General features: G+C 54.2%; 17 protein-coding genes and 1 pseudogene. 1 reads left to right on the top strand and 17 read right to left on the bottom strand.

Annotated features, from left to right (window positions below; all coding sequences use genetic code 11):
* Window positions 1-16: 16 nt before the first annotated feature.
* The 6 genes from JCM13996_RS01095 to JCM13996_RS01075 are packed head-to-tail and all read right to left on the bottom strand — an operon-like array spanning window position 17 to window position 11109.
* Window positions 17-4174, bottom strand: a complete 4158-nt coding sequence (locus JCM13996_RS01095; RefSeq protein ID WP_082383739.1) for an MBG domain-containing protein — start codon at window positions 4172-4174, stop codon at window positions 17-19.
* The gene (locus JCM13996_RS01090; protein ID WP_225353436.1) at window positions 4107-5801 is read right to left on the bottom strand and encodes a beta strand repeat-containing protein; all 1695 of its coding nucleotides are present in this window, start codon (window positions 5799-5801) and stop codon (window positions 4107-4109) included. Before JCM13996_RS01090 ends, JCM13996_RS01095 begins: the two co-directional genes overlap by 68 nt.
* A gap of 20 nt (window positions 5802-5821) precedes the next feature.
* Window positions 5822-5977, bottom strand: a complete 156-nt coding sequence (locus JCM13996_RS10695) for a hypothetical protein (protein ID WP_156321797.1) — start codon at window positions 5975-5977, stop codon at window positions 5822-5824.
* Window positions 5974-6414 (bottom strand): MBG domain-containing protein, encoded by a 441-nt coding sequence (locus JCM13996_RS01085; protein WP_054749274.1) that lies wholly within the window; start codon window positions 6412-6414, stop codon window positions 5974-5976. The genes JCM13996_RS10695 and JCM13996_RS01085 overlap by 4 nt, the downstream gene beginning before the upstream one ends.
* Window positions 6411-7064 (bottom strand): MBG domain-containing protein, encoded by a 654-nt coding sequence (locus tag JCM13996_RS01080; RefSeq protein ID WP_054749273.1) that lies wholly within the window; start codon window positions 7062-7064, stop codon window positions 6411-6413. The genes JCM13996_RS01085 and JCM13996_RS01080 overlap by 4 nt, the downstream gene beginning before the upstream one ends.
* Window positions 7065-7083: 19 nt before the next feature.
* Window positions 7084-11109: an MBG domain-containing protein gene (locus JCM13996_RS01075; protein ID WP_054749272.1), complete on the bottom strand. Its 4026-nt coding sequence runs from the start codon at window positions 11107-11109 to the stop codon at window positions 7084-7086.
* A 265-nt stretch (window positions 11110-11374) separates the two neighbouring features.
* On the opposite strand from JCM13996_RS01075, the gene JCM13996_RS01070 reads away from it, so the two are divergent.
* Window positions 11375-11938, top strand: a complete 564-nt coding sequence (locus JCM13996_RS01070; protein ID WP_054749271.1) for a DNA-3-methyladenine glycosylase I — start codon at window positions 11375-11377, stop codon at window positions 11936-11938.
* A 67-nt stretch (window positions 11939-12005) separates the two neighbouring features.
* Here the strand turns inward: JCM13996_RS01070 and JCM13996_RS01065 are convergent.
* The 11 genes and pseudogenes from JCM13996_RS01065 to JCM13996_RS01015 form a co-directional block, all read right to left on the bottom strand.
* Window positions 12006-12676, bottom strand: a pseudogene (locus tag JCM13996_RS01065) (SDR family oxidoreductase).
* A gap of 111 nt (window positions 12677-12787) precedes the next feature.
* Complete coding sequence (locus JCM13996_RS01060; protein WP_054749270.1) at window positions 12788-13573, bottom strand: acetyl-CoA carboxylase carboxyltransferase subunit alpha; 786 nt, start codon at window positions 13571-13573, stop codon at window positions 12788-12790.
* Entirely contained in the window at window positions 13566-14405 is an 840-nt protein-coding gene (locus JCM13996_RS01055; protein WP_054749269.1) for an acetyl-CoA carboxylase carboxyltransferase subunit beta, read from the bottom strand. The genes JCM13996_RS01060 and JCM13996_RS01055 overlap by 8 nt, the downstream gene beginning before the upstream one ends.
* Window positions 14398-15765 (bottom strand): acetyl-CoA carboxylase biotin carboxylase subunit, encoded by a 1368-nt coding sequence (locus JCM13996_RS01050; protein ID WP_054749268.1) that lies wholly within the window; start codon window positions 15763-15765, stop codon window positions 14398-14400. The genes JCM13996_RS01055 and JCM13996_RS01050 overlap by 8 nt, the downstream gene beginning before the upstream one ends.
* A gap of 3 nt (window positions 15766-15768) precedes the next feature.
* The gene (locus JCM13996_RS01045; protein ID WP_054749267.1) at window positions 15769-16191 is read right to left on the bottom strand and encodes a 3-hydroxyacyl-ACP dehydratase FabZ family protein; all 423 of its coding nucleotides are present in this window, start codon (window positions 16189-16191) and stop codon (window positions 15769-15771) included.
* Between the two features lie 2 nt (window positions 16192-16193).
* Window positions 16194-16634: an acetyl-CoA carboxylase biotin carboxyl carrier protein gene (locus JCM13996_RS01040; RefSeq protein ID WP_054749266.1), complete on the bottom strand. Its 441-nt coding sequence runs from the start codon at window positions 16632-16634 to the stop codon at window positions 16194-16196.
* 2 nt (window positions 16635-16636) lie between these two features.
* Window positions 16637-17860 carry a beta-ketoacyl-ACP synthase II gene (fabF, locus tag JCM13996_RS01035; protein ID WP_054749265.1) on the bottom strand — a complete coding sequence of 408 codons (1224 nt, stop codon included), beginning with the start codon at window positions 17858-17860 and terminating at the stop codon, window positions 16637-16639.
* A gap of 12 nt (window positions 17861-17872) precedes the next feature.
* The gene (locus tag JCM13996_RS01030) at window positions 17873-18592 is read right to left on the bottom strand and encodes an SDR family oxidoreductase (protein ID WP_054749264.1); all 720 of its coding nucleotides are present in this window, start codon (window positions 18590-18592) and stop codon (window positions 17873-17875) included.
* A 14-nt stretch (window positions 18593-18606) separates the two neighbouring features.
* Window positions 18607-19338 carry an ACP S-malonyltransferase gene (locus tag JCM13996_RS01025; RefSeq protein ID WP_054749263.1) on the bottom strand — a complete coding sequence of 244 codons (732 nt, stop codon included), beginning with the start codon at window positions 19336-19338 and terminating at the stop codon, window positions 18607-18609.
* Complete coding sequence (locus JCM13996_RS01020) at window positions 19335-19520, bottom strand: hypothetical protein (RefSeq protein WP_054749262.1); 186 nt, start codon at window positions 19518-19520, stop codon at window positions 19335-19337. Before JCM13996_RS01020 ends, JCM13996_RS01025 begins: the two co-directional genes overlap by 4 nt.
* A gap of 8 nt (window positions 19521-19528) precedes the next feature.
* On the bottom strand, window positions 19529-19780 hold the full coding sequence (locus tag JCM13996_RS01015; RefSeq protein WP_054749261.1) for an acyl carrier protein: 252 nt from the start codon (window positions 19778-19780) through the stop codon (window positions 19529-19531).
* Between the last annotated feature and the right edge of the window lie 18 nt (window positions 19781-19798).

Below are 19798 nucleotides of genomic sequence, written 5' to 3'. Positions count from 1 at the left end.
ACGCATGACCGTCAGATTAATCACGCTTGCGTTTCCGGTCCCACAATCCAGCTAGGCTAATTAGGGTTAGCAAACCAACTCCTAGCGCACGTAGGACGCCAGTTTGTTCATCCCCGGTCTGTGGCAAGCGACTGCCATTACGTACTTGCCCTCCAGTTTGTGGTAACTGATGTGTAGCCGCTGGGTGCCCCACTTGGGTAGCGCCAACAGCATTCGTGACCCGAGCCAGGTGTACATTGATTGCCTTGGCCGTCGTGGTCATTACCGGTGTACGCTGGGCGCCGTTATTCGTAGTCGTTCCGGCACTAACCCGGCCCGCTACTGTTGAAGTACTAGTTGCGTGGCCAGTCGCCCCCGTTGCGGGGAGACGGTTGCCACTGGCGGCACCGTGGTCATTGTGGTCGCCACCCGTGGCACCTGGTTGTGGTGCAACCGGGCTATACGTAATGACCACCGTTGTGTCAACTGGCAACATAGTCGTCAACGTTAACATCTGTGCGGGTACGTCACCACTGACCGTGTACCCAGCGATAACCGGTGAAATCACGGCCCCAAAGCTACCGTTAGGTGTGTAGATGGTTGTCCGGCTACGCCCATCACTGGTAGTGACCGCTGTGTAAGCAACCTCCTGGGTCACGGCTGCCGGTGTGGCCATCCCGGCACCATGATACACAATTGTCCGGGTAACTGGAACCGTCGCGGTTGTCACAGCCGGCTGAATGGTGATAGTTCCTTCCGTAGCACCATTGCGCTCAACAATATAATCAGCACCAACCGCGGCCTGCACCTTAGCCAAACCGGCGGCGTTTAACTGGTAATGGTACGTGTCAGCACGCACCGCATCACTAGTAACCGTGATGTCACCGTCATCCAGTGGCACGACCCGACCAGCCGCAGTAGCAGTCAGTCCTGGTGCCCCACTTGCCTGAGTGGTGCCATCATAGGTAAAGACCACATCATTCAAACGCGGTACCGTTGTGACCGGCGTGATGTTAATCATCCCTGGCTCACCAACGCTAACAACGTAATTTGCACCAACAGTTGCTTGGACTCGCGTCAGGCCCGCCTGACTTAGCTGGTAAGCATACTTACCAACATCGACGCCGTTACCAGTCAGGTCAATATCGTCACTGTGCAACTCAACGGTTTGACCGGCAACAGTAGCTGTCAACCCAGCAACCTCGCTGGCGCTAGTCCGCCCGTCGTAGGTGAAACCACCATCGCTCAACATGGTCGTGACCGCAACGGGCGTAATGGTGATGGTACCAGCGCTGCCAGCAGTAACGGTGTAATTACTGCCAAGTACCGTCTGTACTCTGTGCATACCGGCAGCGTTCACCTGGTATGCGTAAGTCCCAACATTCGTGCTGTCACCCACGACTTTGATATCCGCACCGTCAAGGTCGAGCGACCGGCCAGCAATCGTAACGGTTAATCCGGTCGCGCCACTGGCCAAAGTGTGCCCATCAAAGCCGAAGCCACCATCACTCAACGCGGTCGTGACCGTTGCGGGCATAATCGTAATTGTGCCCGTATCACCAACGCCAACACTGTAGTTGGCACCAACTGTGGCCTGCACCGTTGCTAAGCCCGTGTGACTCAACTGGTAAGCGTAACTACCAGCCGCAATGTTGTCATGAGCTACTACGATATCACCACTATCCAGGGCAACGGTCCGCCCTGCGACAGTCGCGGTCAACCCGCGGGCACTGCTGGCCGTAGTGGTTCCATCAAAGGTGAAGCTACCATCACTAAGCTTAGTCGTTGTTGCGGCCGGAGTGATGGCGATGGTGCCCCCCTCACCGACGTGAACGGTGTAATCAGAGCCAACGGCAGCCTGTACTTTGGCCAACCCAGTGGCACTCAGCTGATAATCGTAGTTGCCGGCCACAACGTCATCACCCGTGACGTCGATGTCGTCGCTACCGAGATTGATGGTCTGGCCCGCTACGGTGGCCGTCAAGCCACCAGCGGCACTGGCTGTGGTCCTTCCGTCATACGTGAAACTGTCGTCACTCAGGATAGTTGCAACCTCTGCTGGGGTGATCGTAATCATACCCTCACCACCAACACTGACCGTGTAGTTAACACCCACTGTCCGCTGAACCTTGGCTAAACCAGCGGCACTCAGCTGGTAAACGTAACCGCCAGCGGTAGTGCCATCAGCGTCAACCGCAATATCATCGCTATCCAGTTCAACCACCTGGCCAGCGACGGTGGCGGTTAACCCGCCAGCTTCACTAGCGGTCGTCGTCCCGTCAAAGGTGAAGCCGCCGTTACTTAGTGTGGTCGTTACTACAGCCGGGGTGATGGTAATTTTGCCCGTGCCACCAGCCGTCGCGGTGTAATTATGACCAACTGCATTCTGCACTTTGGTCAAACCGGCTGCATTCAACCGGTAATCATAAGCGCCAGCCGCAACATCATCGCCGGTCACCTCAATATCGGTCTGATCCAGCGCAACCGTTTTTCCAGCAACCATAGCTGTCAAGCCACTAGCGTCACTGGCCTTAGTGTGGCCATCAAAGGTGAAACCACCATCGCTTAACTTTGTCGTAGCCGTCGCGGGAGCAATGGCAACCATACCGGTACCACCAGTACCAACAGTGTAATCATTACCCACTTGGGCCTGCACCTTAGCAATACCCGCGGCGTTTAACTGGTACGTATAACTACCTGCCGCAACGCCATCGTTAACGACCTCAATATCATTGCTGTTCAAAGCCACCGTCTGACCATCAGCAGTAGCCGTCAAACCGGTGGCAGCGCTAGCTGTAGTCGTGCCATCATAAGTGAAACCACTAGTGTTCAATGTCGTCGTAATGGCCAACGGTGTAATAGTAATTGTGCCGTCTGCACCAACACTCACGGCGTAATTGTGACCCATTGCGGCCTGCACCTGAGCGAGTCCGGCCACACTTAACTGATAACGGTACTGACCAGCATGAACACCATCATTGGTAACCACAATATCGTTACTGTCCAGTTCAACACGCTGACCGGCCACAGTAGCAGTCAGACCGGTCGCCCCACTGGCCGTTGTGGTCCCGTCAAAGATGAAACCACCATTAGTCAAAGCAGTTGTGACGGCCAGCGGCGCGATGGTAATTATGCCACTATCACCAGCGCTAACAGTGTAATTAGTACCAATGGTGGCCTGCAGTTGTGCTAAGCCATTGACGTTGAGTTGATAGCTGTAACTACCAGCGTTGACGCCATCGGACGTTACCGTAATATCATTTGTCGCAAGGCTAACTGTGTGTCCGGCGGCACTGGCCGTCAAACCACTAGTTGCACTGGCCGGAGTACTCCCATCAAAGATGAAACCACCAGTACTTAATGTTGCCGTTGCGCCAGCGGGCGTAATGGTGATCGTACCAGTACCACCAGCAGTAATACGGTAATTGTTGCCCAGTTGCGCCTGGGCTTTGCTGATGCCGGCGGCAGACAACTGGTACTTGTAACTGCCAGCGGCAACGTCATCATTAATGACCTCGATGTCACGACCATCCAAATCAATAGTCTGCATTGCGCCAGTCGCCGTTAAGCCAGCCGTGCCACTGGCCTTCGTAGCACCATCAAAGGTGAAACCACCGTTACTCAACGTCATTGTCACGGCCGCCGGGATGATTTCAATGGTGCCCGTGTTACCAACGCCAACCGTGTAATCAGAACCAACCGCGGCCGCAACTTTGTTCAACCCGACAGTACTCAGCTGGTACGTGTAATGACCAGCATTAACGCCGTCATCAACAACCTCAATATCAGTACTGGTCAAATGAATCGTCTTACCCGCTACGGTGGCGGTTAATCCGGCCGCACCGCTGGCTTTGGTTTGACCATCAAAGGTGAACCCGCCATTACTCAGACTCGTCGTATCCTTAGCTGGGACAATCTCGATTTTGCCCGGATCACCAACACTGACAGTGTAGTTAGGACCAGCCACATCCTTGACTTTGGACAAACCAGTTGCATTCAGCTGATAACTGTAATCGCCAGCAGCGGTGCCGTCGTTCGTGACGTCAATGTCACTACTATCGAGGTCAACCGTCTGGACGACAACAGTAGCAGTCAGTTTCGGAGCACCACTGGCCTTAGTTGTGCCGTTATACGTGAAACCACCATCGCTCAAGGCAGTCGTCACGGCGCTTGGCAATAGTAATCGTACCCACATCGCCGATAGCAACCGTATAATTAGGCCCAGCAGCGGACTGCACTTTGGCCAAGCCTGTTGAGTTCAACTGGTAAACGTAATCGCCAGCGGCAGAGCCGTCATCCGTCACAATGATATCATCACTATCCAGCTCAACCGTCTGACCGACAACCGATGCCGTTAAGTTAGTAACTTCGCTGGCTTTGGTAGTGCCATCAAAAGTGAAGCCACCATCACTCAGAACGGTTGTTGCCACGACTTGGGAAATGCTGACTGTACCCGACCCACCAAGAACAACCGTGTAGTTAGGACCAACCACGGACTGCACTTTGGCTAAGCCAGTTGCATTGAGCTGATAATCATAATTACCCGCAGTAGTAGCATCATTCGTAATATCAATGTCGCTGCTGTCTAGATCAACCGTCTGGCCGATAACAGTAGCAGTCAGTTTCGGAGCACCACTGGCCTTAGTCGTACCATCATACGTAAAACCACCATCGCTCAAGGTAGTCGTAATCGATGCAGGTGTGATGGTAATCGTGCCCGCATCACCAAAGCCAACCGTATAGTTACCACCAGCAGCGGACTGCACCTTGGCTAAGCCAGTTGCATTGAGCTGATAATCATAACTACCCACAGCAATAGCATCATTAATAACATCAATGTCACTGCTATCGAGCTCAACTGTCTGGCCGACAACTGTGGCGGTCAGTTTTGGAGCACCACTAGCCTTGGTCGTACCATCATACGTAAAGCCACCATCGCTCAAGGTAGTCGTCGCTGGCGCTTTGGCAATAGTAATCGTACCCGTGTCACCGACACGAACAATGTAATTGGCACCAGCAGCGCTTTGTACTTTCTCCAACCCATTTGCGTTCAACTGGTAAACATAATCGCCAGCGGCAGAGCCGTTATCCGTCACATCAACGTCACTGCTATCGAGCTCAACTGTCTGGCCGACAACAGTAGCAGTCAATTTTGGAGCACCACTAGCCTTGGTCGTACCGTCATACGTGAAGCCACCATCGCTCAAGGTAGTCGTAATCGATGCAGGTGTGATAGTAATCGTGCCCGTATCACCAACGCCAACCGTATAGTTAGGCCCAACAGCGGACTGTACTTTGGCCAAGCCTGTTGAGTTCAACTGGTAAACGTAATCGCCCGCCGCTACATCGTCATTCGTAACATCGATGTCGCTGCTATCGAGGTCAACCGTCTGGCCGACAACACTGGCAGTTAGTTTCGGAACACCGCTGGCCTTAGTCGTGCCGTCATACGTGAAACCACCATCACTCAAGATAGTCGTCACAGCGGACTTGGCAATAGTAATCGTACCCGCATCGCCGACAGCAACCGTATAGTTACCACCAGCAGCGGACTGCACTTTGGCCAAGCCTGTTGAGTTCAACTGGTAAACGTAATCGCCCGCCGCTACATCGTCATTCGTAACATCGATGTCGCTGCTGTCGAGATCAACCGTCTGGCCGACAACAGTAGCAGTCAGTTTCGGAGCACCACTAGCCTCGGTCGTACCGTCATACGTGAAGCCACCATCGCTCAAGGCAGTCGTCACGGCGGCCTTGGCAATAGTAATCATACCCGTGTCACCGACACCCACAATGTAATTGGCACCGGCAGTGCTTTGCACTTTGGCCAACCCAGTGGCGTTCAACTGGTAAACGTAATCGCCAGCGGCAGAGCGTCATCCGTCACATCAACGTCACTGCTATCGAGCTCAACTGTCTGGCCGACAACAGTAGCAATCAATTTCGGAGCACCACTAGCCTTGGTCGTACCATCATACGTGAAGCCACCATCACTCAAGCAGTCGTCGCTTGCGCTTTGGCAATAGTAATCGTACCCGTGTCACCGACACGCACAGTGTAATTGGCACCAGCAGCGCTTTGCACTTTGGCCAACCCAGTGGCGTTCAACTGGTAAACGTAATCGCCAGCGGCAGAGCCGTCATCCGTCACATCGATGTCACTGCTATCGAGCCCAACTGTCTTGCCGACAACCGATGCCGTTAAGTTAGTAACTTCGCTGGCTTTGGTAGTGCCATCAAAAGTGAAGCCACCATCACTCAGAACGGTTGTTGCCACGACTTGGGCAATGGTGACTGTACCCGACCCACCGAGAACAACCGTGTAGTTAGTACCAACTACGGACTGCACCTTAGCCAGCCCGGCGTCACTAAGTTGATAAGCATAATTACCCGCACCAGTGCCGTCATTTGTTACTTCAATGTCCTCACCACTCAAATCAACGCCTGGCTATTGGCCGTCGCAGTCAAGCCTGTAGCCTCACTGGCCTTCGTGGCGCCGTCATACGTGAAGCCACCGTCACTTAATGCAGCCGTGATTGATGCAGGTGTGATGGTAATAGTACCCGTGACCGCCACGCTGACTTGGTAGTTAGAACCAACTACAAGTTGCACCTTAGCCAGCCCGGCATCATTTAGCTGGTAAGCATAATTACCCGCGTCAACGCCGTCATCTGTCACTTCAATGTCGCTATTGTCGAGATCGACCGGTGTACCATTCACCGTAGCGACCAACCCCTTCGCCGCACTAGCAGCAGTGTTGCCATCATACGTGAACGAGCCGTCATTCAGAACGACGTCGACGACAGCAGGTGTAATCGTGATCGTCCCTGGGTCGCCCACTACCACTGTGAAGTCGTCGCCAACAAGCGTTTGTAATTTTTCCAGACCGGTCTGGTTTAACTGGTAATTGTACGTACCCACATTAATGCCATCATTAGTGACGGTAATGTCATCGTCATTTAGCGTCAATGGTTCGCCATTAACCGTAGCAATTACTGCCGCACCACTAGCCTTGGTCTTACCGTCATAAACCAACGACCCGGACGACAAAGTAACCGGCATTTGCTCAGGACTGATTACAATCATCCCGGTGTGCCCGTGGTGACTACGTAGTTACTACCAACCTGACTTTGTAGCTACTCAATCCCGCCGCCGTCAGCTGATAGGTATACGTGCCAACATCGATGCCATCGTCAGCAACCGTAACATCACCACTATTCAGTTTGAGCGTTTGGCCAGCAACCGTCGCCGTGAGACTGGCGCCACTGGCTGGCGTGCGACCATCGTAAGTCAACGCGCCAGGATTCAACGTGACCGTGGTCACGGCGGGCTGAATGGTAATTGTGCCCGTCACACCAACGTCGGTCACTATTGCGTCATTACCAACGGCCGCCTGCAATTTAGCGAGCCCCTGAGCGTTCAACTGGTAGGTATACGTGCCTGCGTTGATACCGTCTTTAACCACCGTGATATCATCACTAGTAAGACCAACATTAACCTTATTAGCAGTAGCCTGTAAACCGGCTACCTCACTAGCAGCAGTTTGACCGTTATAGGTGACCGTAACGTCGTTCAACTTCGTGGCTACATCCTGCTCAGTAACCAGGTAATAGGTGTGGCCCGTGATGGTGCCATCACTATTAACCTGCTCCGCATAGGTAATCATCGAACCATCGGCAACCATTTGCCCGGTTGTGGCATCGTAGACTCCCACGAGTACCGCCCCGTCGTCCCCGTATGCTTGACCAACGTCAGCGGCACTCGTACCCATCAAGGTGTAACCATTATAGATACGCCCGACCACACCAGTAGTAGTTACTGCAGCCACCGCCGAATCAACCACATAGGTACCGTCAGCTTTACGCTGCGCCACATACCACGTATCCGTCAGGTCGCGAATGGCCTGCAGCACCAACGTGTTGCTGATGGCTGCACCTAATGGTACCAAGTTGCCAGTCGCCACCGTGCCGGCGGTATAACCTTGGGTAGAGGTCTGGTAAGCCCACGTCTTGTTTGTCAAAGCACCCGCGAGCTGGGACGGTACGACCGTTAGCCCATAACTAATGACGGCATAACTTCCCTTTTTGGCCAGTGAAACACCGCTAACAGTAAAGCTATCCGCCTGCGTCGGATCCGTCACTACCGCGCCATTTTGATAGTAGGTCACGGCTGCGGCCACAGTATTACCTGCATCATCCACTACCTGCACCGGCCCAGTCAAAGTGATGTACTGATTACCATCAGCATCCACCAAATTGACCGTGGTCAACGTGTCCGTAACGGGGTTGGTCGTCCCGTTGTAGAGTGTGGTTTTACCAGTCGCCTGGTCGTCGTCAACGTTAATCGTCCCTGTTTGGACTTGCGCGGACGAATCTGCGGAACCCGTGATGGACGCGTTAGCCGTAAAGCTTGAGGCGGTAATAATCGTGCCCAGCTGACTCCCACCAGTGCTCAAGTTATACATATTGCCCGTCGCCCAATCAGTGGCCAGTGAACCATCACTTGTTAAAATCGTGCCGTTGTTGTACTGGGATAAAACCGCGCTGGGCATGACGTAAATTGTGTTCAAAGCAGAAATCGTGCTACCACCAATTGCATCGGCATTCACTTGCAGCACAATTGGTAATCGACTACTAGCGGTATAGTGGTCAACCCCAGTAATCGCAATGACAGGACGACCATCAACATCATCAAGATGGGTAATCTCAAGATCACCACTACTGCTAATATCAGACTTATTGAGCGTGCTCAATAAAGTAGCATCATCAGCAAAGTCAGTGTTGGTTGGTGCCACCACAACGATAGTCATCGGATTTTGGGCTGCCACCGCTTCAACGGCCGGTTGTTTGCCATCGCCGTTGCCAATCCGTCCCACCTGATCACTTGCTGAACCGGAATTCGTACCACCGTCCAATAAGTTGACGCTTTCGGTTAATTCATCACCGGGATTATAAATCTGTTGCGCAGTATTACCTTGCTGATTGTCGACACCATTACTACCGGCGGATAGAACAATACTTGGTTGTGGGTAGTAGGTCTTAGTAACTGTCCTTTCCCTGACCACGTCACTATCCGTACTGGAAGCCGTGTCTAGCACTAATTTGCCATCACCGTCGTACAGCGATGTATCTGCCGTCGCCGTTACGGTCGTCTTCTCATCACCGTACGCAATTAATCCAACTTGCAGGTGTGAAATGCTACCAGTCACGTAAGGCGCTGTTTGCGCTGCGTGATCAACAATTTGTACCTGCGTCACGGGATCAGTTGCCGAGCCGACAGTGGCCACATAGCTGGTAGTGCCATCCACATATTCAAAGGACTGGCTCTGACCATCTGCAGTCGTAAAGGTAATTGTAAGGTTTTTACTCAGACCAGCAGATGTAAGATAATTGCCGTCCAAACCATTCACGCTGGTAATTCCCACCGAGTTGTCAGGACTGGAGGTAATACTCAGCGACCCCGTGGTGGTTGTACCAGAAGCAAAGTTGCTTTCGTTAGCAACCACCCACTGAAGGCCGTAATCATTATCCGTTCCTTGTTGCAATAACCCCAAGTATGAGGACGATGAGGAAACAGTGACCGTCCCCACTGCGGTATAAGTTTGAATATTGTAAGCAAATTCGTTTGCATGGCTACTACCACTGTTGCCAGGCTCCGTAACGGTATTGGTTTGGCCATCGATAGTCCACGTAGCTGTCAACGTTGGTAATACATACCTAGTTGACGTCGTAGGCACAGTAACAGGCAATAACCCGACCTGCAAGTACCCCGCCAGCTTACTAATTGCCGCCAGCGTCAGGCCACTCGGAAGCGTGAGGGTGACACTGTTGCCACTGCGTGTGAGCGTAACCCCCGTGGCCACGGCATCGTCTGACAGGACTGCAGAATCAACTTTTAACTGATCACTAAAATCAAACGTCACGGTACTGGCAGCTGTCAGCTTCTCATAGGGAGAACTGTTAACCAACGTACTGTAGTCACCAAAATACTGCAGGCCTTGCAATTGTGCCCGCAATGTTAATTCACTGGTAACCGCCCCTTGAGCAATAACCCCCGCAGTCACACCGTTTGTTCCGTTTAATATATTTCGACGAATGGTGTCATTAGGCTGCGTCATGGTATACGATTTATCCAGCACAACGCTGTTAGTAGCCACAATCGTCCCATTTTTGTCTACATCGACGGCAATTGTCGCCGTACTGGTACCATTATTGATTTGGTCATCGGCTGTACCGTTGAGCACAAAGACCACCGGAAACGCCCCGTTATAGTCCGAACTAAATTGATACTGTGCACCCTTAACCGTTCTGCCATCATTCGTGGATACATCAACATTCGACTCGGTGGCACCTTTGACGGTTGTCGCCGCAGTAACTGACATGGCGGTTGTATCCAGATAAACGGTCACAACGTCACCAGCCTGAAAATTTCCGGAGACCATCACCGAAATTGTCGGTTGTGTTGAGCCGTTGTGATAACTCACTGTAGCTGGTGCATTCGCAGCGCCACTGTTAATGGCAGTTGTAACCTCAGAATCCGCCGGCGCAGCACTGCTTGCCAGACTGCGGGTGCGTAACGCTTGGTGGGCAACACTAGTAACTGTTTGAGCGCTGGCTGCACTACTACCACTGGTCGCGCTGGATGTCTCCGCCCCTGCCGTAGCGGCAGAGGAGGCTGGCAATGCTGCACTACTGTCGTCCACAGCAACTGAAGTCGTAGCAGCGGTAGCAGCACTGGTAGCAGCCAAACTCTCAGCACTACCGTTGGTTGCCGACGCAACAGCACTCACACTAGTGGAAGCGCTAGCGGTACTCGTAGCACTGGTTGCTGTGCTACTGTCGTTGCCAGTGTTTACCACGGTTGCACTACTAGTTGAGGCTACTGAAGCCTTAACGTCAGCACTTGAGTGAGCCACGCTCGTATTAGTGATGCCACTTGTTTCCTCAGTTGTACTACCAGCCGTTGCTGTTGACGCGGCAACATTCTGCACCTGTGGTGAGAGCATGACTCCAGCACCTACAAATAGCGAGACAATGCCACTCACAAGCCATAATTTTCCACTCTTATATAGCTTGAAACGCTCCGCACGTTGCCACAACGCCCGCTGCAATTTTGCTGCTTGCTTCTCCATTTGCCTCATAATCAGCACCCCGCTAATCCAATGAAATTTTGCTTTATCATTAGCTTAAGTATAGTGCTTTTTTTACTAGTGCTTAAAGGCACAAATCCCCAATATAATCCGGTTTACGGGTGTCCTGTCACCAATTTTTGTCGAGGGATTAATTCAGCCTTACCCGTCAGCCAATCAATACCTGCTATATGTATTACCACACTACTCATCTGGTTCAGTTTGACTGTATGATATATTCGTAAATAGTAAGGAAGGAAGTCATCACATGCCACGTTGCGACTGGGCCACTGACGCCACCCCACTAATGACGCGCTACCATGACTACGAATGGGGCGTACCAAGCAAGGACGAACAATACACCTTTGAGATGCTGACACTAGAATTAATGCAGGCCGGTTTGAGTTGGCAAACAATTCTGAATAAACGGGCCAACTTTCAAGTAGCCTTCAATCACTTCGATGTGGACAAAGTAGCTGCGTACACCCAAACCGACGTCATGCGCTTGCGTAACGATACGGGTATTGTCCGTAACCGCATCAAGATTGCGGCCACCATTAACAACGCGCGCATACTCCAAACATGGCACCAACAAGGACAAACCCTCAACGCCTGGTTGTGGCACTATGTCGACGGCCACCCCGTAATTCACCATTACGCCACAGCAGCCGACCTGCCCGCGCAGACGCCGCTATCCGCCCAAATTAGTCATGACATGAAAAAGGCGGGGTTCCGGTTTGTCGGTCCCACCATCATTCAATCATTCTTACAGGCAATCGGTATTTTAGATGACCATCTCGTCACCTGCACGATCAACCATTGCCACGCATAAAGCGTAATGCCAATAATATCGCCTGCCCCAGTCATGATGACCGGGGCGTTTTTATTGACCGCCACACTTACATCAGGTGCACACCCTTATCAACAAAAATAATATCGCCGGTGATCCCATTGGCCATGTCACTGAGCAAAAAGGCGGCGGTATTGCCAATTTCTGACTGCGTCACCGACTCGCCATCAACGGTTGCGGCCCGCGACATTTGCAGTAACGACGCGTGATTCTTTACTCCCGTGACCGCCAACGTTTTCACGGCCCCCGCCGAAATGGCGTTAACCCGTACGTGCTGCGGACCCAACTCCTTCGCCACATAGCGCACATTGGCCTCCAACGCCGCTTTGCTACGCCCATAATGTTGTAGTTGGGAATCACGTGGGTCGACCCAAAGTAGGTCATTGTCAGCACACTGCGGAGCGCGGGAAAGAGACGCACAGCACTGCGAGTCACCGCCAATAACGAGTAAGCACTAATATCTTGCGCCAGGTTGTAACCCGCCTTACTTACCTGCAGAACATCACCCTCCAGGCTTTCCTTGTCGGCGTATGCAATAGCGTGTACCAGTCCGTGCACGGCACCGTAGCGCTCCCGAATGGTGGTGAAGGCCGCGTCAATATTTTCTTCATCAGCCACATCACACTGCACCATGGGTTGGTCGGGAGCAACAAAGCGTAACAAGCTTTGCCGTAACCGTTCATTTTGATAAGTCAGCACTACTTGACCGCCACACGCCATAATGGCACGCGCGCACCCCCACGCAATACTATTCTTGTTGGCAACTCCCATCACGATGACGGTCCGTCCAGCTAATATATCCATATTTTTTTTCAATCCTCTCGTGGTCCCTTATTCTTGTAAGCCGTCCACCCCAAAATTGCGGTAGCGCTCATGTCGTGCGGCCAATAGTTGCTGCGTAGGTAACTCGCCCAGGGTGGTGAAAGTAGCCGCCAACTCAGCGCCTAATTGCTGCGCGCCGGGCACGTCCGTTACTTCTGGGATCACACGGTCAACGATTCCATCCGCCAATATTTCCGGTGGGGTCAACCGCATATGTTCCGCCGCTTCGGCTGCCCGCTGCCCGTCACGCCACAAAATAGACGCGTAGCCCTCGGGCGACAGGACGGAATACGTACTTTGCGCAAACATCCAGGTACGGTCCCCGCAAGCTAACGCCAAGGCACCACCACTACCAGCTTCCCCAACAATTACGCTCACCATGGGGACCGGCAAACTGACGCCGGTCATGATGCACTGCGCAATAGCCTGCCCTTGACCCTGATACTCAGCGTCCACCCCCAGAAATGCCCCCGGGGTGTTGATCAGGTTGAGGACGGGTCGCCCAAACTTAGCAGCCTGCTGCATCAGCCGGATGGCCTTACGGTAGCCTGCGGGTGTGGCACAACCAAAGTGGCACGCCTGCGATTCCGCTAAGGTTTGTCCCTTGTTGGTCGCAATTACCGTCACTGGTTGTCCCACCAGGAGCCCCACCCCACCGATAATAGCAGGGTCATCACCCTGGGCCTGATCACCATGCAATTCGTGAAAATGGGTCAGTAGCTGCGCAATCAACCACGGGGTACTGACCTTATCTTGACTACGTGCCTGACGCACTACGTCGTATGCACTATTCATGGGCCACCTCCGGTTCTCGATGGATACGCAACAGGTCAACGAGGTAGGTCTTCTGGTCACTACGCGCCACAATTGCGTCCACGAAGCCGTTACGCAAGAGCGTCTCGGCGCGTTGAAAATCCTGGGGCGGATCCACGTGCAGTGTCTGCTCAATCACACGACGGCCCGTAAATCCCACCAACGCGTGTGGCTCCGCCAACGTAATGTCGGCTTCCATTGCAAAACTCGCGGTCACACCACCCGTGGTGGGATCGGTCAAAACCACCACGTAGAGCAAGCCCGCGCGCGCGTGGTCAGCCACTGCCTGCGCAACTTTGGCCATCTGCATGAGCGAGAACAAGCCCTCCTGCATCCGGGCCCCACCCGAGGCTGTATACAAAACCACGGGTAACCGCCGGTCGGTAGCCAGCGCGAACAAGCGGCTCAGTTTCTCGCCCGCTACCCGACCAAGACTCCCCATCATAAAGTGAGTATCCATCACGCCGAGCGCAACTGCATACCCGCCAATATGGGCGAGCCCGGTCCACACGCTCTCGTGCAGGCCTGCGGAAGCAACGGCCCGATTCAGCTTTTGCTGGTAAGCGCCGTCGGTGACCGCTGGCGTCAAGGTCAAGTCACCATCCCGCTGTTCAAAGTCGTCGGCAACCATAGCCAGCCGCTCCTGCGCCCGCAAACGCATCCCGTACCCACAATGCGGGCATTCACCAAATCTAGTGAGTTCAGCGTGGTAGTACACGGCATGACAATAGGGACACTGCATGTATAAATGGTCGGGAATTTTGTCCATCCGCGCGCTGAGTTGGGCGCGGTCACTGGGGTTAAATTTACTCATGGCTTTGTAACCACCTCGGTAAGAATTCCTGCTCAACATAATTAATGGTGCCTTTATCGTTAGCAAAGGCCGGTGCGGCCACTAAGTCACGGAGAAAGTTCCGGTTGGTCGCTACCCCTTCGACGCGTAGCTCCGCCAAGACCCGGCGCATCCGCCGTAATGCGTGATGGCGGTCGGTTGCCCCCACTACGACTTTGCTGATCATTGAGTCATAATATGGCGCAATGGTGGTGGGCCCGACCATACTGCTGTCGATGCGCACCCCCAGGGTCCCAGTCGGCAGCACTAACCCGGTGATACGCCCGGCTGCCGGTAGAAAGCCTGCCTCAGGATCCTCCGCGTTGATGCGACATTCCACCGCGTACTGCCGAATATGAATGTCACTTTGGCCCCATGGTAATGGCTCTCCCGCTGCCACCAAAATCTGGGCGGCGATGAGGTTGACTCCCGTGACTTCCTCCGTCACGGCGTGTTCAACCTGCAGACGTGTGTTCATTTCCATAAAGTAAAAGTGGTGATTGGCATCCATTAAGAATTCAAAGGTGCCCGTGTTCCGGTACTGAATAGCCCGGCAAGCTTTGACCACCAACGCGCCTAACTCCGCCCGTTGCTCGGGCGTTACTACCTGGCTAGGGCTTTCCTCCACCAATTTCTGGTGGTGGCGTTGCAAGGAACAGTCGCGCTCCGGAAAGTACACTACGTGGTCAAAGTCATCCGCGAACACCTGTACTTCAATGTGTTTAGCGTGGGTGATCACTTTTTCCATATACACATCACCAGCACCAAAGGACAGGTGGGCCTCCCGTTGAACGTCAGAAAAGCATTGGCGCAATTCCACATCGTTAGCTACGAGGCGCATTCCCTTGCCACCACCACCCGCAGTGGCTTTGAGCACCACCGGATAACCCAACTGGTTGGCAGTACGGGTTGCTCCGTTAATATCGTCAATGGTGGCCGTGCTGCCGGGAATAACCGGTACCCCCGCCGCTGCCATTACGGCACGCGCACGGGCCTTGTCACCCATTTGCGCAATCACCTGACTGCTCGGCCCAATAAAGGTGAGGTCACACTCCGCGCACATCTGTGCAAACTGCGCGTTTTCGGACAAGAACCCATACCCGGGATGAATGGCATCACAGCCGGTCAAACACGCCGTACTAATAATTTCCTTCATATTAAGGTATGAATCCCCGGGCAAGGGGCCGCCAATGCAAACCGCTTCGTCGGCTAACTGGGTAAAGTACGCTTCGCGGTCCGCCGTTGAATGCACGGCAACCGAACGGATTCCGACTTCACGTAGTGTCCGGATGATTTGCACGGCCACTTCCCCGCGATTGGCCACTAACACTTTGTTAAACATGAGCTACTCCTCCGCATCCACCACGGCAAAGACCAACGTGGCGCGATAAACCGTTCTGGTGCCCACGGACAAGGTCCCGGTACCAATACCCATAGGTCCGCGCATCTTGCGTAGCTGCACGGCGCACGTGATTTCATCCCCGGGTCGGACTGGTGCAAGCACCTCCGCTTGCCGAATCCCGCCAAACAACACATTTTTACCAGAATGCTGCCCCGCCAGGATGGCCACCGCACCAGTCTGGGCAGTCATTTCCGTCAACACAAATGTCGGTACCATCAGGGGTTCACCACCATTGCCACCGGCGAAATACCACTCATCAATGGTCACCAACTTACTCGTGGTTGCTGCGACCCCAGGTGTGACTGTCCGGACCCGGTCAATGAACAAAAATGGTGGGCGTTGTGGAATCCAGTTGGTCGCATCCATTGCTACCCCTCCGCATCAATGTGCATCAACGGTTGCTCGAATTCGACCAACGTGCCGTCTTCAACCGCAATTGATGCCAGCACCCCAGCAACTGGGGCCTTGACCTCATTGACCATCTTCATCGCCTCAATCAAGCAAACTACCTCACCAGCGTCCACGTGATCCCCCACTTGCTTAAACACCGGTGCATCGGGCTGTGGCGCAAAGTAGACCACCCCGACCAATGGTGCCGTTACCGGCGTCCCCACATTCGTGGTGGCCGCAGCCGCCGGCTCTACAGACGCCGGCTGTGCCTGTAGCATCGGCGTCGTGGTGGTCGCGACGGCCAGTGTTGACCCTGGCTTGCTCAGCACCAGTTCAAAACTATCGTCGGTAATCTGCAGGTGGTCTAACGAGGAACGCTCAAAGCGATCCACTAACCGTTCAATTTCGCGTTCTTCCATCACTAAGCCCCCCATCGTTTGAAGGCGAGCACGGCGTTGTGCCCACCAAAGCCAAAGGAATTGCTCAAAGCGTAATCCACCGGCCGGTCTGCGTTAGCTGGAGTTACCAGGTGGACGGGACACGCGGGATCCTGATCCGCGCAACCCACGTTAACGGGCAACGGCCCCCGTAAGGCTGCAACCGTGGCAATGGCCTCCAAGGCCCCAGCAGCCCCTAGTAGGTGCCCGGTCATGCCCTTGGTGCTGCTGACCAGAACGTCATGCTTCCCAAACAAGGTCTGGATAGCGCGACTTTCGGCTTCATCATTAGCCTTGGTGGCCGTACCATGAGCATTGATATAACCAACCGCATCAGGAGTGATACCGGCATCAGTCACAGCCTGAGTCATCGCACGGATGGCACCGGTACCGGTCGGATCGGGCGCCGTGGCGTGATACGCATCGGCGGTACTGCCGTAGCCTACGACCTCGGCATAGATATGTGCGTCCCGCGCCTGGGCGTGGGTCAATTCTTCAAGCACCAAAGTACCCGCACCTTCACCCATGACAAATCCGCTACGGTAGGCATCAAAAGGTAACGATGCGCGTAGTGGGTCGGTACTACGTGACAACGCGGTCAAAGCCGCGAACCCAGCAATGCCGATTTCATTGACCGATGCTTCGCTCCCGCCGGTCAGCATCACCTGCGCTCGACCCAAGCGGATGGTATCAAAGGCGTTGCCAATCGCGTTAGTGGCGGACGCACACGCAGTCACCACTGCTTGGCTAATATTCTGGGCATGAAACGCAATTGATAGGTTACCAGCCGCCATGTTGATAATTGCATTAGGCACGAACAGTGGTGAGACCCGCCGTGGCCCCTTGTCGTGCATCTTAATGACCTGTTGCTCAATGGTACCCAGCCCACCAATACCCGATCCGTAAATGACCCCGAATTGCTCCGAATCCACCCCACCACCAACCAAACCAGCCATGGTCATGGCCTCAGTGGCACTGTAGAGTGCGTACTGGGAAAACAGGTCCATACGCTTTGCCGCTTTGGCCTTCAGGTGCACCGTGGGGTCAAAGTCGCGCACTTCCCCCGCCACGCTCACACCCGCATCCGCCGCAAACTTGGTGATGGGACCAATGCCTACCCGGCCGGACCGTAAACCAGCAACATAGTCCCCCAACGTGTTCCCGAGTGGGGTCACTGCACCCATCCCCGTAATTACCACTCGTTTCATTTGTTCGCCCTCCTACAGCGTAAGTCCCCCGTCCACGGTCACAACTTGACCAGTAATATACTGATTGCCCAGCAAAAACGCCACCACATCAGCCACCTCAGCGGGTTCCGCAAACCGTTTGAGCGGGATACTCTCCTGCAACCGTTGAGTCGTCTTGGCACTTAACGCTGCGGTCATCGCTGTCGCTACCATGCCCGGAGCGACCGCGTTACAACGGATACCCCGCAACGCGCCCTCTTTGGCCGTCGTCTTCATCAGCCCGATGAGGCCCGCCTTACTAGCCGCATAGTTTGCCTGACCAATATTGCCCACCAACCCCACAATGCTACTGATGTCAATGATGCAACCACGCCGCTGGCGCTGCATCACGCGCAACGCAGGCTTGGTCATGTTAAAGGCCCCCACCAGGTTAGTCGTTAACACCGCCTGAAATTCCGCCACCGTCATGCGCGTAATCAACATGTCCCGGGTAATCCCAGCGTTGTTAATTAGGCCCACTAGTGTTTCGTCTGGGCCACAGCAATCAGCTACCATACGCTCAGCATCAGCGGCCACCGTCACGTCGCCCTGCACCGTGCGCACGCCCAACTGATCAAAGTCAGCCTGGACCTCAGCTGTCAAGGGCCGCCGAATAGTGACCACCACCGTATACCCGTCACGGGCGAGACGCTCGGCCACCGCCCGGCCGATACCGCGTCCACCACCGGTTACCAGTACTGCACCTGTTTGCATGTTTTCCCCTCGCTTTACTGCCAGTCGCTAATTACGCCCAATTCCGTGCGCACTTGGTTGAAGGTCGCCACGTCGTGTACCTGATAGCGTGCGGCCCGTGGTAAAGTTTGCCGGACAAAACCGCTAAGTGTCCGCCCGGGACCAATTTCCACAAACTGATCCACCCCTAAATCCGCGAGGGCCAGTAAGCCCCCAGCAAAGTTGGTGGTGTGCGTTAGCTGGTTCACCAGTGTGGCCTTGACGGTCGCCGTGGTAAACGGCTTGCCCGTAGTGTTGCTAATTACCGGTATCCGCGGTGGGGCAAGATGGACGGCTTGCAAGCGGGCCGCTAACCGGTCCGCAGCGGTCTGCATCAATGGTGTGTGCGAAGCCACTACGTTCAGTGACCGCACACGTTTGATGCCCCGTGCCGCTAACTCTGCCAGCAGTCGATCAACCGCAGCCACCTGACCACCCACCACAATTTGGCGAGGGGCATTTTTGTTCGCCACGTAGACGCCCGGGAGTGCTTGCACCAACGTCTGTACCGTGGACACCTGGTCCGTCATCACCGCCGCCATTTTGCCAGGCACTTGGTCTCCCGCCGTCTGCATCCAGCGGGCACGGTCAGCTACGACCCGCACCCCATCGGGCAGCGATAGACTGCCGGCCGCCGTCAAAGCTGCGTACTCACCCAGACTCAGCCCCATCACTGCCACCGGTGCCGGTAATTCTGCCCCTAGAAGGGCGGCAATACCGACACTCATGGTGTAAAGAGACACCGGGCTTGCACTGGTTGGCCCCAGACCTCCGGATCCGCCAGGTCACAACCGCACGCCGCCGCAGCCTCATCAACGACTTCCCGGTACGTTGCTTCCTGCTGGTAAAGGTCATGCCCCAAACCCGCAACTGACTGTCCCTGCCCTGCAAACAAATAACCTATCGCCATTGCCTCACCTATGCCTCCGCCTGGTCAGGTAGCTTAGTTTGCACGTAGGCCGCCAGGGCATCAATGGTATCAATGGATTCGTCGGCTTCAATCTCAATATCAAACTCATCCTCAATTTCGTTCACCAGTTCAAAGATATCTAAACTATCTAAATTGAGGTCATTTTTAAACGACATCGTCGGCGTCACCTGCTTATCCGCAGCCACCCCGTCAGCTTGCACCATGTCCATAATTTTGGTAATAATCGCATCTTTGGTCATTTTGTATGCTCCTTTATC

The sequence above is a fragment of the Lacticaseibacillus thailandensis DSM 22698 = JCM 13996 genome (assembly GCF_001312865.1).
Lineage (GTDB): Bacteria > Bacillota > Bacilli > Lactobacillales > Lactobacillaceae > Lacticaseibacillus > Lacticaseibacillus thailandensis.
The sequence above is the reverse complement of the archived record's forward strand: the minus strand, read 5'-3'. Positions and strand labels throughout refer to the sequence as shown.

Bases quoted from the DNA above. Each gene is read 5' to 3' on its own strand.
- JCM13996_RS01020 (WP_054749262.1), bottom strand. From the start codon at position 19,520: ATGGCGATAGGTTATTTGTTTGCAGGGCAGGGACAGTCAGTTGCGGGT.
- JCM13996_RS01070 (WP_054749271.1), top strand. From the start codon at position 11,375: ATGCCACGTTGCGACTGGGCCACTGACGCCACCCCACTAATGACGCGC.
- JCM13996_RS01060 (WP_054749270.1), bottom strand. From the start codon at position 13,573: ATGAATAGTGCATACGACGTAGTGCGTCAGGCACGTAGTCAAGATAAG.
- JCM13996_RS01095 (WP_082383739.1), bottom strand. From the start codon at position 4,174: ATGTGGGTACGATTACTATTGCCAAGCGCCGTGACGACTGCCTTGAGC.
- JCM13996_RS01015 (WP_054749261.1), bottom strand. From the start codon at position 19,780: ATGACCAAAGATGCGATTATTACCAAAATTATGGACATGGTGCAAGCT.
- JCM13996_RS01025 (WP_054749263.1), bottom strand. From the start codon at position 19,338: ATGAGTGTCGGTATTGCCGCCCTTCTAGGGGCAGAATTACCGGCACCG.
- JCM13996_RS01045 (WP_054749267.1), bottom strand. From the start codon at position 16,191: ATGGATGCGACCAACTGGATTCCACAACGCCCACCATTTTTGTTCATT.
- fabF (WP_054749265.1), bottom strand. From the start codon at position 17,860: ATGAAACGAGTGGTAATTACGGGGATGGGTGCAGTGACCCCACTCGGG.
- JCM13996_RS01075 (WP_054749272.1), bottom strand. From the start codon at position 11,109: ATGGAGAAGCAAGCAGCAAAATTGCAGCGGGCGTTGTGGCAACGTGCG.
- JCM13996_RS01040 (WP_054749266.1), bottom strand. From the start codon at position 16,634: ATGGAAGAACGCGAAATTGAACGGTTAGTGGATCGCTTTGAGCGTTCC.
- JCM13996_RS01055 (WP_054749269.1), bottom strand. From the start codon at position 14,405: ATGAGTAAATTTAACCCCAGTGACCGCGCCCAACTCAGCGCGCGGATG.
- JCM13996_RS01030 (WP_054749264.1), bottom strand. From the start codon at position 18,592: ATGCAAACAGGTGCAGTACTGGTAACCGGTGGTGGACGCGGTATCGGC.
- JCM13996_RS01080 (WP_054749273.1), bottom strand. From the start codon at position 7,064: ATGATTGTAATCAGTCCTGAGCAAATGCCGGTTACTTTGTCGTCCGGG.
- JCM13996_RS01050 (WP_054749268.1), bottom strand. From the start codon at position 15,765: ATGTTTAACAAAGTGTTAGTGGCCAATCGCGGGGAAGTGGCCGTGCAA.